11 protein-coding genes and 1 tRNA gene are annotated in these 11,569 nt (G+C 65.7%); 9 read left to right on the top strand and 3 right to left on the bottom strand.

The genetic code is table 11. The annotated features are described in order from the left end of the window. Positions 1-160: 160 nt before the first annotated feature. Positions 161-664 (top strand): transglycosylase SLT domain-containing protein, encoded by a 504-nt coding sequence (locus ACFSCT_RS06725; protein WP_379141237.1) that lies wholly within the window; start codon positions 161-163, stop codon positions 662-664. Between the two features lie 32 nt (positions 665-696). Here the strand turns inward: ACFSCT_RS06725 and ACFSCT_RS06720 are convergent, their stop codons facing one another. After that, positions 697-1,344, bottom strand: coding sequence for a GntR family transcriptional regulator (locus tag ACFSCT_RS06720; RefSeq protein ID WP_379141235.1), 648 nt, complete (start codon positions 1,342-1,344; stop codon positions 697-699). Continuing rightward, positions 1,341-2,066 carry a M48 family metallopeptidase gene (locus tag ACFSCT_RS06715; RefSeq protein ID WP_379141239.1) on the bottom strand — a complete coding sequence of 242 codons (726 nt, stop codon included), beginning with the start codon at positions 2,064-2,066 and terminating at the stop codon, positions 1,341-1,343. Before ACFSCT_RS06715 ends, ACFSCT_RS06720 begins: the two co-directional genes overlap by 4 nt. Before the next feature lie 140 nt (positions 2,067-2,206). Between ACFSCT_RS06715 and ACFSCT_RS06710 the strand changes: the two genes are divergently transcribed. After that, the gene (locus ACFSCT_RS06710) at positions 2,207-2,536 is read left to right on the top strand and encodes a TIGR02300 family protein (RefSeq protein ID WP_379141233.1); all 330 of its coding nucleotides are present in this window, start codon (positions 2,207-2,209) and stop codon (positions 2,534-2,536) included. A 161-nt stretch (positions 2,537-2,697) separates the two neighbouring features. After that, positions 2,698-2,773: transfer RNA gene (locus tag ACFSCT_RS06705), tRNA-Ala, on the top strand. Positions 2,774-3,012: 239 nt separating this feature from the next. Here ACFSCT_RS06705 and ACFSCT_RS06700 read toward each other — a convergent pair. After that, positions 3,013-3,987 (bottom strand): LysR family transcriptional regulator, encoded by a 975-nt coding sequence (locus tag ACFSCT_RS06700; RefSeq protein ID WP_379141231.1) that lies wholly within the window; start codon positions 3,985-3,987, stop codon positions 3,013-3,015. A 139-nt stretch (positions 3,988-4,126) separates the two neighbouring features. On the opposite strand from ACFSCT_RS06700, the gene ACFSCT_RS06695 reads away from it, so the two are divergent. From ACFSCT_RS06695 to ACFSCT_RS06670, 6 genes are read left to right on the top strand one after another with little or no spacing between them, the layout of a single operon-like run. Next, positions 4,127-5,095: an ABC transporter permease gene (locus tag ACFSCT_RS06695; RefSeq protein WP_379141228.1), complete on the top strand. Its 969-nt coding sequence runs from the start codon at positions 4,127-4,129 to the stop codon at positions 5,093-5,095. Next, positions 5,092-5,985: an ABC transporter permease gene (locus ACFSCT_RS06690; protein ID WP_379141227.1), complete on the top strand. Its 894-nt coding sequence runs from the start codon at positions 5,092-5,094 to the stop codon at positions 5,983-5,985. The genes ACFSCT_RS06695 and ACFSCT_RS06690 overlap by 4 nt, the downstream gene beginning before the upstream one ends. Further along, positions 5,982-6,956: an ABC transporter ATP-binding protein gene (locus ACFSCT_RS06685; RefSeq protein ID WP_379141225.1), complete on the top strand. Its 975-nt coding sequence runs from the start codon at positions 5,982-5,984 to the stop codon at positions 6,954-6,956. The genes ACFSCT_RS06690 and ACFSCT_RS06685 overlap by 4 nt, the downstream gene beginning before the upstream one ends. Beyond that, positions 6,953-7,996, top strand: coding sequence for an ABC transporter ATP-binding protein (locus ACFSCT_RS06680; protein ID WP_379141223.1), 1,044 nt, complete (start codon positions 6,953-6,955; stop codon positions 7,994-7,996). The genes ACFSCT_RS06685 and ACFSCT_RS06680 overlap by 4 nt, the downstream gene beginning before the upstream one ends. Further along, positions 7,996-9,573: an ABC transporter substrate-binding protein gene (locus ACFSCT_RS06675; protein WP_379141221.1), complete on the top strand. Its 1,578-nt coding sequence runs from the start codon at positions 7,996-7,998 to the stop codon at positions 9,571-9,573. The genes ACFSCT_RS06680 and ACFSCT_RS06675 overlap by 1 nt, the downstream gene beginning before the upstream one ends. Beyond that, positions 9,570-11,465 (top strand): CocE/NonD family hydrolase, encoded by a 1,896-nt coding sequence (locus tag ACFSCT_RS06670; protein ID WP_379141219.1) that lies wholly within the window; start codon positions 9,570-9,572, stop codon positions 11,463-11,465. Before ACFSCT_RS06675 ends, ACFSCT_RS06670 begins: the two co-directional genes overlap by 4 nt. Positions 11,466-11,569 lie beyond the last annotated feature (104 nt).

Raw genomic sequence — 11,569 nt, 5'->3', positions numbered from 1 at the left:
GGACTTCAGAGCCAGACAGATTCATCGTCAATCCGATCCACCAGATGCCGGGACTGAACACCTAGCGCATTTCAGCCCATGCCCATCGCCGCCGGTTTTTCCCCTCTTTTCTCATATCCGCATTCTGGTAAAGCCGATTGCAAAACCGAGGGAGCAGTCAATGACCGATCTGATTCAGCACTTGGCCTCGCGCCGGCGCATGCTGGGGCTGTTGTTCGCCGCGACCGCGCTTGCCGCCTGTGAACAAAGCCCCAGCAGCGGTGCCGCGAAACCCCGGCCGCGGCCGACAACCGGGCTTTATCCCAACGAGACGCCCGAGTTGCGGACCAAGATCAACTATTACGCCGATCAGTATGAGGTGCCGACCGCGCTGGTCCACCGCGTCGTCAAACGCGAAAGCCGCTATCGCCCGGGCGCCCGGAACGGGCCTTATTACGGGCTGATGCAGCTTTTGCCCGGCACCGCGCGCACCATGGGTTATCGCGGCTCGGCCGAGGGTTTGCTGGACGCCGATACCAACCTGAAATACGGGGTGAAATACCTGCGCGGCGCGTGGATGGTCTCGGACGGGAGCTACGACAAGGCCGTCATGTGGTATTCGCGCGGCTATTATTACGAGGCCAAGCGGCGCGGGCTTTTGCGCGAAACCGGCCTGCGCGCCTGATCCGCCGCCCAGCGGCGGGCGGTCCGGCCGGTTCAGGTCGGCAGATGGCGCAACCCCTGCGTCACGTCGGCGCGCACCGCCAGCCGCAGGCCCGGCTCGTCCCCGGCCCGCAACGCCGCCAGTATCATCCGGTGGTGACGCGGCGGTTCCTGACGGCGCACGCGGCCATAGACGGCGCGCATCGTCGGGCCAAGCTGCAGCCAGACGGTTTCGATCACCGCAAGCATCGCGGGCGATTGCGCGCGCAGATACAGCGTGCGGTGAAATTCCAGATTGCTGCGGATATAGGCCACCGCATCATGCCGGTCGACGGCATCGGCGATCGCGCCGTTGATCGCGGCCAGCCGGTCGATCAGCGCGAAATGCGCCCTTGGCAGCGCGCGCGAGGCCAGTTCCGGCTCGATCAGCGCCCTAAGCGCCGCCAGTTCCTCGATCCGTTCGTTCGACAGTTCCGGTGTGCTGATCCGCCCCGAGGATGAAATCGTCAGCGCCCCCTCGGCCGCCAGCCGGCGCAGCGCCTCGCGCGCGGGGGTCATCGAGACGCCGTTCGCCTGCGCGATGCCGCGCATGGTCAGCGCATGGCCGGGCAACAGCTCTCCGACAAGGATCTGCTGGCGCAGGCTGCGATAAAGCCGCTCATGCGCGGCCGGGTCGCTGGGGCGGGAAGCGGCGGCGCTCATGCCGGGGCGGCCGCGCGAAAGACCCAGGCCTGCAACCCGCCGCCATGGCTGCGCAGCCAGCCGCGATGACGGGCATGGCCCGGCAGCAATTGCTCGACCGTGGCCCAGAAGCGCGGCGAGTGATCCATATGGGCCAGATGCGCGACCTCATGGGCCGCGACGTAATCGAGGATCTCGGGCGGCGCCATCGCCAGCCGCCATGAAAACATCAGCCGCCCGTCCGAGGTGCAGGACCCCCAGCGCGACCGGGTATCGCGCAGCGCGATGGCCCGGAACGGCCGCCCCAGCGCGTGGGCATGGCGCCCGGCCGAAACCGTCAGGCGCTGATGGGCCAGATGGCGCAGATAGACCGATACGACCGTCCCCACCGGCCGCCCCTGCGGCACCAGCAACCGGCCGTCGGCGGCGGTGACGCGCCGCACGGCGGCGGGGGTGATCACCATCCCCTGCCCTTCGACCGGCAGCACCGCCCCCGGCGCGACCAGCCGGATCTGCGGCGCCCCGGCGGCCGCGCGGGTGATCCAGTCAATCTTCGATTCGGCGAATGCCAGCGCCTCGGATTCCGAGACCCGCACCGGCAGCGTCAGGGTAACCGCCCCGTCCGTGCGCGAGACGCGCAGACTGATCCGCCGCGCCCGCGCCGATCTGCGCAACACGACCTCGGTCCCGCTTGAAAGCCTGCGACGCGCCTTGGCGTCCTGTGCTGCCGACTGTGCTGCCATCCCCGCTTTCGCCCCAATTCTGCCCGGCTTCTTGCGGCCGAAATCCGCCATTCGCCATTCCGGCGAAAAGCCTTTGACACCCTCCCGCGCTTGTGGCAGGGGAACCCGGTTCTGAATAACCGCGGCTGAAGGAGAAAACCATGCCCAAAGAAGAATGGGGCACCAAACGGCTGTGCCCGCATTGCTCGACCAGGTTTTACGACCTGACCCATGATCCGATGACCTGCCCGGCCTGCGGCACCACCTTTACCGCGGAAAGCCTTCAGGCGGGCCGTGGCCGCTCGCTCGTGTCGGAAAAGACCAGCGCGCGCGGCGCCGGGAACGAACCGGATGACGATACCGATACGGATCTGGATGATGATGCCGGCGACGTCGAACTGGACGACGATCTCTTGGAGGATGATGACGACGACGACAACGTCTCGCTGGATGAGATCGCCGACGTGGCCGACGGCGACGAAGAGAACTGATGCCGCGCGACAATTGACGACGTAACGGGGCCGGACGGGCCCCGTTTTCATTTCAGGGGACCCGAATTTCAAAACCGCGTTTTTTCCGCTTGCCTCCCCCCGCGCGGCCCCCTATACGACCCCCCACGCGGACGGTGCCTGGCACGGTCCGGACCTCCGGTGGGGCCATAGCTCAGTTGGTAGAGCGCTTGAATGGCATTCAAGAGGTCAGGGGTTCGACTCCCCTTGGCTCCACCAAATCATCCCGCATCCGTCGTTTTCAACTGCGCCCGGCGGCAGCATGATGCACCCGGTTTTCCGGGCGGTCATATGGCGCGATGGTCGGCGTTTGGGGGCGTCGAAACCCGTGCCCGTCACGACCGGGTTGATACACGGCGAAATCGCGACCGGGGTGACCGCACCGCCTTGGCAGCTACGCGGCTACAGCCTGCCATCAACGGATGCGCGGCCTGACCCGGCGAAAAATCGTCCCCCGCTTATGCTTGGCTGGCCCCGGCATCGCCGGCCCCCTGTCTGGCCCCCTGTCTGGCCCCCTGTCCGGCCCCGCCGCCGCCGCGTTTCAGCGCGGCGTGCAGATGGCGCGAGGCGATGGCGATGAAGGCCTCGGCCGCCGCGGACATCGGCATGGCCTCGTTGGTGGCGAAGGCGAAGCGGTGGACGATCGCCTCGTTCAGCGGGCGGATCGCGATCGGCAGGTGACGGAAATCCTCGGCCATGAGCCCGTTCACCAGCGTCACCCCCAGACCCTGCGCCGCCAATGCGCAGGCGGCCATCACCGAATGCACCTCCAGCCGCACATTCGGACGCAGCCCCTTGTCGAAGAACAGCTCGTCAATCTCGCGTCGCGGTGCCCGCATCCGGCCCAGAAGGATCAGCGGCACCCGGGATAATTCCTGCGGTGACACCACCGGTTTCGCGGCAAGCGGGTGGTCATGCGGCATCACCACCACGGTCGGCGCCTTTATCACCGGCAGGCTGCGCAGCCCCGGCCGCTGGATCGGCATCCTCAGAAAGCCGATTTCGGCCCGTTCGTCGATCAGCATCCGCTCGATGGTGTCATAGGCGCCGAAATGCAGCTCGACCTGAACCCGGTCATGCTTGGCCAGAAACTCGGTAAGGATCTGCGGGATAAGCGACTGCATCAGGCTGATCGGCACCGCCACCCGAAGCGCGATCTGCGCCGCATTGCCCGAGCGCAGCTCGGCCGCGCGGGCGGCCAGCCGGTCACCCTGATCGACCAGCAACAGCATCTGCGCCTCGATATGGCGGCTTTCGCGGGTCGGGATCAGCCGGCCCCGGTCGCGCAGGAACAACGGCAGGTTAAGGACCTGCTCCAGTTGCGCCAGCCGGCGGCTTACCGCGGATTGCGACAGGCCCAGACGTTCGGCGGCACCGATCGTGCTGCCGGTCTCGGCGATCGCCTTGTAGGTGCGCAGCAATTCCAGATCCATGACTATGCGTCCTTTGCATCGGGCAATCCCGTTTTCTCATATTATTGCATAGGAGGAAATCTCCTCGCTAAGGAAGTCGCGAGGGGGAAGTCATCATGCGCCATTCACCACGATCCGATTCGGCCCAAGGCCGCACGGCATGACCGTATTCCTGTTCCGGCGGTTGTTGCAGGCGGTTTTCGTGCTGCTGCTGACCTCGGTCATCGTCTTTGTGGGCGTCTATGCCATCGGCGACCCGCTGGAGATCCTGCTGCCCAGCGACGCGACCGTGGCCGAGCGGGCGCAGGTGGCGCGCGACCTCAATCTGGATGCCCCGCTGCCGATGCAGTATCTGACCTTCCTCGGCTCGGCGCTCAGCGGCGATTTCGGCCGGTCCTTCGTCTATAACCGCCCGGCGCTGGACGTGATCTTCGAACGCCTGCCCGCCACGCTGGAGCTGACCTTCACCGCGCTGATCCTGTCGCTGCTGATCGGTCTGCCTCTGGGGCTTTGGGCGGGAACCCGGCCCAAGACGCTGGTCGATGAAACGGTCATGACCGGGTCGATCCTTGGGTTCTCGCTGCCGAATTTCTGGCAGGGCATGATGCTGGTGATGATCTTCGCCGTCTGGCTGGGCTGGCTGCCCTCGACCGGCCGGGGAGAGACCGGCGAAATCCTTGGGATCCGCACCAGCTTCGCGACCTGGAACGGGATCAGCCACCTTATCCTGCCGGCGGTCAATCTGGCGCTTGCGCAGATCGCGCTGGTGATCCGGCTGACGCGCACGGGCGTGCAGGAAACCATGCCGCTGGATTTCGTGAAATTCGCCCGCGCCCGGGGCCTTTCGGAGTGGCGCATCCTTCTGGTGCATGTGCTGAAGAACATCCTGATCCCCATCGTCACGGTTCTGGGGGTCGAGTTCGGGTCACTGATCGCCTTTGCCGTGGTGACCGAGACGATCTTTGCGTGGCCGGGCGTCGGCAAGCTGATCATCGACTCGATCAACGCGCTCGATCGGCCCATCATCGTGGCCTATATCCTTGTCATCGTGACGATGTTCATCGTCATCAACCTTGTCGTCGACCTGCTTTATTCCGCGCTCGACCCCCGCATAAGAAGCCGGGCATGAGCGGCGCGGTGTTTGCAGCCGAGGGCATGTCGGCGCGCGTCTGGCGCGGCATGCGGGCCAGCCCCAAGGCGATGATCGCCCTGTCGGTCTGCGTGATCCTGATCGTGGCGGCGGTGCTCGCGCCGTGGATCGCGCCGCAGAACCCCTATGATCTGGGGCAGATCGACTTTTTCGATTCGCGCCTGCCGCCCGGAAGCGTCGGGATGAACGGCATCACCTATTGGCTTGGCACCGACACGCAGGGCCGCGACATGCTGTCGGCGATGCTCTACGGGCTGCGCACCAGCCTTGCGGTCGGCGTCACGGCGGGCGTGCTCGCGCTGTTGGTCGGAACCGCGCTTGGCCTGATCGCCGCCTATTTCGGCGGCAGGGTCGACAGCTTCATCATGCGCTTCGTCGATCTGATGCTGGGTTTTCCCACCATCCTCGTGGCGCTGATGATCCTTGTGGTGTTCGGTCAGGGGACGTGGAAGGTCATCCTTGCGCTGGTCTTCGTGCAATGGGCCTATTTCGCGCGCGCCGTGCGGGCCGCAGCACTTGTCGAGACCGGTAAGGAATATGTCGAGGCCGCCCGCTGTCTGGGTCTGTCGGCGCCACGCATCCTTGCCGCGCATATCCTGCCGAACTGCCTGCCGCCGCTGATCGTGATCGGCACCATTCAGGTCGCGACCGCCATCGCGGCCGAAGCAACGCTGTCGTTTCTGGGCATCGGCCTTCCGATCACCGAGCCCTCGCTGGGGCTGCTGATCGCGAACGGCTATCAGGTGCTGCTGGCCGGCATCTACTGGATGAGCGTCTATCCCGGCCTTCTGCTTCTGGTGCTGGTCTTTTCGATCAACGTGGTCGGCGACCGTTTGCGCGAAATCCTGAACCCGAGGCTGGCGACATGAGCGGCGATCTTCTGACCGTCGAGGGGCTGAAAACCTGGTTCCCGACCCCGAACGGCACCATCAAGGCGGTGGATGGCGTCGACCTGCGCCTGACGCGCGGCCAGATCCTCGGCCTTGTCGGCGAAAGCGGATCGGGCAAGTCGATCACCGGGTTCTCGCTTCTGGGGCTGGTCGATCCGCCCGGTCAGGTGGTCGATGGCGTGATCAGTTTTCATGGCGAGGACCTGCGCACCGCCACGCCCGACCGGCTGCGCAGCCTGCGCGGGAACCGCATCGCGATGATCTTTCAGGATCCGATGATGACGCTGAACCCGGTCCTGAAGATCGCCACCCAGATGATCGAAACGGTGCTGGCCCATAAGAAGGTCAGCCACGCCGAGGCCCGCGCCATGTCGGTCGCCGCGTTGGCGCGCGTCGGCATTCCCAACCCCGAGGAGCGCATCGACGCCTATCCGCACCAGTTTTCGGGCGGCATGCGCCAGCGCGTCGCGATCGCCATCGCGCTTTTGCATCAGCCCGACCTGATCATCGCCGATGAACCGACGACGGCGCTGGACGTGACCATTCAAAGCCAGATTCTGGCCGAGATGCAGAAGCTGACCGCCGAGATGGGGCTGGCGATGATCTGGATCAGCCACGATCTGGGGGTGGTCGCGGCGCTGGCCGACAATATCGCGGTCATGTACGCCGGCCGCATCGTTGAACGCGGCACCGTGGACGAGGTGCTTGACAACCCGCGTCACCCCTATACCCGCGGGCTGATCGGCTCGACCCCGATGGCGAATGATCGCGGTCAGCCCTTGCGCCAGATCCCGGGCGCGGCGCCGCCGCCGCTGAACCGCCCGAAGGGCTGCCCGTTCCGCCCGCGCTGCGCCCATGCGACCGAAGCCTGCCTGACCGAACCGGCCGAGACGGTCGCCGCATCGGGTCACATGTGGCGCTGTTTCAACCCGCAGGGGGACGCGGAATGAGCGATACGGCCTTTGTCCGGGTGGATAACGTCTCGCGTCGCTTTCAGCGCCAAACCGATGCCGTCGATCGGCTCGCGATCCGGCTTGGCCTCGCGGCCGCGCCGCCCTCCGTCCACGCGCTGGATCAGGTGAACCTTACGATAAACCAGGGCGAGGTCGTCGGCCTTGTCGGGGAAAGCGGTTGCGGCAAGTCGACCCTTGGCCGCATCGCCGCCGGCATGCTCGCCCCGTCCGAAGGCGTGGTCAGCCAGCGCGGCGAGGATATCGCCCGGCTAAGGGGCGACCGGGCCCGGCGCATGCGGCTGGCGACGCAGATCATCTTTCAGGACCCGATGTCCTCGCTGAACCCGCGCAAGCGCGTGCGCGACATCATCGGCGAGGCGCCGGTGGTTCACGGCCTTGTCCGCCGCGCCGACATGCCGAAACTGGTCGCCGACCTGCTGGCCCGGGTGGGACTGGACCCGGCCATGGCCAACCGCTATCCGCACCAGTTTTCGGGCGGCCAGAGGCAACGGATCGGCATCGCCCGCGCGCTTGCCGTCAACCCGGAGTTCCTGATCTGCGACGAAAGCATCGCCGCGCTGGACGTGTCCATTCAGGCGCAGGTCATCAACCTGTTCATGGAATTGCGGCGCGAGCTGAACCTGACCATCCTGTTCATCAGCCATGACCTGTCCGTGGTGCGCCACATCGCCGACCGAGTGGTCATCATGTATCTGGGCCGCATCGTGGAAAGCGCGCCGACCGATCAGGTGTTCAGCAATCCGCGCCACCCCTATACGCAGGCGCTGCTGGAGGAAATTCCCCGGCTTGACCGCCGCCACCGGGCGTTTTCCACCATCAAGGGCGAAATCCCCTCGCCGGTGAACCCGCCGACGGGATGCCATTTTCATCCGCGCTGCCCCTATGCCTTCGCCGAATGCAGCCTTGTCCGGCCGCCGCTGAGACTGGTCGCGCCGGAACATGACGCCGCCTGCCTTCTGAACGTCGGCCTTGGACGCCCCGCCACCACCACCAATTCCATGGGAGGAACTGATTGATGAACACCAAACTTGCCTCGGTCGCGCTGGCGGCCCTTATGGCGATGGGCGCGTTGCCCGCGCTGGCGCAGGATCTAAGGATCGGCCGATCGTCCGAGCAATCCTCGATCGACCCGCAATTCTCGCGCACCGGCAACAACCAGATGACCGCGAACATGATCTTCGGACAACTGGTCGAATTCGATCAGAACCTTCAGATCAGCCCCGGTCTTGCCGCAAGCTGGACCAACACCGATCCGCTGACATGGGACATCACGCTGCGCGACGGGGTGACCTTTCACGACGGATCTCCTCTGACGGTCGAGGATGTGATCTTCTCGCTTGAACGCGCCGACGAGGTGCCGAACTCGCCCGCGCCCTTCACCGATCAGGTCTCGGCGATCGACAAGATGGAGAAGGTCGACGACAAGACGCTGCGGATCACGACCAAGACCCCCGCGCCGACGCTGATGGAGGACATCGGCCGGGTGTTCATCGTCAAGCAGGCCGCCGTCGACGGCAAATCCAGCGAGGATTTCGCAAGCGGTGGCGCGGCGATCGGAACCGGCCCCTATAAATTCGTGTCATGGACCCCGGGCGAGACTTTGCGGGTCAATGCCTATGACGGGTATTGGGGCAAGAAGCCCGAGTTCAAGGATGTGGAGATCCGTTTCATCGCCAATGACGCGGCGCGGGTCGCGGCGCTTCTGTCCGGTGCGGTGGACGTGATCGACGCGGTGCCGGCGACCGACGTGCCGAAGATCTCGGGCACCTCGGGCTTTCGCATCGACGAGGCGGATTCGGGCCGGCTGGTCTATCTGGGCCTGTCGATGCGGGACGAAACCGCCCCCCCGGGCGTGACCGACCTGTCGGGCGCGCCCTTGCCGACGAACCCGTTCCGTGACGCCAAGGTGCGCAAGGCGATCTCGCTGATGATCGACCGGCAGTTGATCATCGACCGCATTCTTGGCGGCGCGGGCGTGGCGGCCGGACAGTTGGTGCCGGCGGCACTTGGCGGCTATGTGCCCGACCTTGCCCCCGATCAGGCCGATCCCGCCAAGGCCAAGGAACTGCTGACCGAAGCCGGCTATCCCGAGGGCTTCGGCCTGACCGTCGCCTCGTCCAACGACCGCTTTCCCGGCGATGCCGATCTGGCGCAGGCGCTTGGCCAGATGCTGACCCGGGGCGGGCTGAAGGTGAACGGGGTCGAGGTCTACCCCTATAACGTCTATTCCAAGGCGGCCACGGACGGCACCTATGGGGCCTTCGTGTTCTCGCTGGGCTCGTCGACCCCTACATCGGCGCCGAACCTGCAATCGCTGCTGCACACCTATGACAAGGAAGCCGGCAAGGGCGCGTTCAACCGCGTCCGCTTCTCGGACCCGGCGTTCGATTCCGCGCTTGAGGCTGCGCAGGAAGAGTTCGACGAGCCCGCGCGTCTGGCCGCCTTGCAAGAGGCCACCAAGATGGTCTTTGCCGAAACCCCGATCGTGCCGCTTTACTGGCAGAAGCTGTTCTGGGGCACGAAGGACGGGCTGACCATCAAGGGCGGGCTTAGCGAATACACCCTGCCGCAGGACGTGGAGAGCCTGAAGTGACCGACCTGCTCGCCCCGGAATCGGGCCTTGCCGCGCCCGTGATGCTGGCCGACGATGTTGCCGTTCATCGCGACACGATGATCACGATGCGCGACGGCATCCGGCTTGCGACCGACATCTATCGCCCCGCCCGGGGCGGGCAGCCCATCGACGGACCGCTTCCCGTCATCTTTGAACGCACGCCTTACGACAAGGCCGGGACGCCACGGACGGAACTGTCGGTGGCGCGCCCGCAATCCTATTCCCGCCCCGAGCTTGCCATGCTTCTGGTCCGTCAGGGCTATGTCGTCATCTGGCAGGATTGCCGCGGCCGCTATGGGTCCGAGGGACAGTTCACCAAATACGTGAACGAGGCCGAGGACGGTTTCGACAGCATGGTCTGGATCACCGCGCAACCGTTCTGCAATGGCCGGATCGGCACGATGGGGCTGTCCTATGATGCGCATGTGCAGATGGCGATGGCCTGTCTGAACCCGCCCGGGCTTGCCTGCATGGCGGTCGATTCCGGCGGTTTCTCGAACGCTTTCACCTGCGGCATCCGGCAGGGCGGCGCCTTTGAAATGAAACAGGCGACCTGGGCGTGGAACCGGGCGCAGGAAAGCCCGTTCCTGCAACGCCACCCGGCGCTGTTGCGGGCCATCGAGGCCGAGGACCTGCATGGCTGGATGCACAGGACGCCCTGGACCAAGGGCCGTTCTCCGGTCCATTGGGACCCCGATTTCGAGGCCTATCTGCTGGACCAGTGGCAACACGGCACCTTTGACGGGTTCTGGAAGCGTCCGGGGATCTGGGCGGCGGGTTATTACGACAGCTTCCCCAAGGTTCCGATCGCCTTCATGTCAAGCTGGTATGACGCCTACGTCCAGACCACGACCGAGAATTACGCCGGTCTGAACGGTGATCCCGACCGCCCCCTGACGCTGATCATGGGGCCGTGGACCCATGGCAACCGTTCGGCAAGGGTGTTCGGCGATGTCGATTTCGGACCGGCGGCGACGTTTGACGGGCAGGTCGATCAGGACTGGCTGACGTGGCGGTTGAAATTCTTCGCCCGCTGGCTGAAGGACGAGCCGCAGCCGGCACCGCCCAAGGTGCAGCTTTTCCTGATGGGCGGCGGCTCGGGGGCAAAGACGGCGGAAGGTCATCTCGACCACGGCGGCCGCTGGATTTCCGGCACCGACTGGCCGCTGCCCGAGACGGTTCCGCTGACCCTGTACCCAACGCCCGACATGGGTCTTGACGGTGATGCCCCCGCGGCCGGCGAAACGCTCAGCTATGATTACGATCCGCGCGATCCGGTGCCGACCATCGGCGGATCGCTGACCTCGGGCGAGCCGATATTCACCGGCGGTGGCTTCGATCAGGTCGAGGACCCCGCGTTTTTCGGCTGCCGCAATCCCGGCATGCCGCTGAATGCGCGCCGGGACGTGCTGTCCTTCGTGACCGCGCCTCTGGCCGAAGATATCGCGGTCGTCGGGCCGGTCACCGTGCGGCTGCAGGTTCAGACCGATGCCCCGGACACCGATTTCACCGCCAAGCTGGTCGATGTCTATCCGCCCTCGGCCGATTATCCGCGCGGCTATGCGCTGAACATAACCGACGGGATCTTCCGGGTGCGTTATCGCGACGGCTTTGATCGCCCGGCGTTGGTGAGGCCCGACGAAGGCGCGTTCGAGATCACCATCACCCCCTTCGCAACGGCCAATCTTTTCGCCAAAGGCCACCGGATCCGGCTGGACATCTCGTCGTCGAATTTCCCGAAATACGACATCAACCCGAACACCGGAGAGCCCGAGGGCACCTCGCGTCGCAGCCGGATCGCCACGAACAGCCTGCATTTCGGCCCGGAAACCCGGATCGAACTGTTGCGTCTGCCGGGCGGCGCGGACTGACGGCGGCGCAGGCGACCGGCGGCTGGCGTGGGCGGCGCCAGGAAGCGGCGATCATAACGTCGCGCAGGGGTGCTTGGGGCGGCGCCCATTCCCCGCGCCCGCGC

Origin of the sequence: Paracoccus pacificus (assembly GCF_042680785.1) — a bacterium.
Taxonomy (GTDB): domain Bacteria; phylum Pseudomonadota; class Alphaproteobacteria; order Rhodobacterales; family Rhodobacteraceae; genus Paracoccus; species Paracoccus pacificus.
This window is presented reverse-complemented; position numbering and strand designations above follow the sequence as displayed.

Bases quoted from the DNA above. Each gene is read 5' to 3' on its own strand.
- ACFSCT_RS06725 (WP_379141237.1), top strand. From the start codon at position 161: ATGACCGATCTGATTCAGCACTTGGCCTCGCGCCGGCGCATGCTGGGG.
- ACFSCT_RS06720 (WP_379141235.1), bottom strand. From the start codon at position 1,344: ATGAGCGCCGCCGCTTCCCGCCCCAGCGACCCGGCCGCGCATGAGCGG.
- ACFSCT_RS06715 (WP_379141239.1), bottom strand. From the start codon at position 2,066: ATGGCAGCACAGTCGGCAGCACAGGACGCCAAGGCGCGTCGCAGGCTT.
- ACFSCT_RS06710 (WP_379141233.1), top strand. From the start codon at position 2,207: ATGCCCAAAGAAGAATGGGGCACCAAACGGCTGTGCCCGCATTGCTCG.
- ACFSCT_RS06700 (WP_379141231.1), bottom strand. From the start codon at position 3,987: ATGGATCTGGAATTGCTGCGCACCTACAAGGCGATCGCCGAGACCGGC.
- ACFSCT_RS06695 (WP_379141228.1), top strand. From the start codon at position 4,127: ATGACCGTATTCCTGTTCCGGCGGTTGTTGCAGGCGGTTTTCGTGCTG.
- ACFSCT_RS06690 (WP_379141227.1), top strand. From the start codon at position 5,092: ATGAGCGGCGCGGTGTTTGCAGCCGAGGGCATGTCGGCGCGCGTCTGG.
- ACFSCT_RS06685 (WP_379141225.1), top strand. From the start codon at position 5,982: ATGAGCGGCGATCTTCTGACCGTCGAGGGGCTGAAAACCTGGTTCCCG.
- ACFSCT_RS06680 (WP_379141223.1), top strand. From the start codon at position 6,953: ATGAGCGATACGGCCTTTGTCCGGGTGGATAACGTCTCGCGTCGCTTT.
- ACFSCT_RS06675 (WP_379141221.1), top strand. From the start codon at position 7,996: ATGAACACCAAACTTGCCTCGGTCGCGCTGGCGGCCCTTATGGCGATG.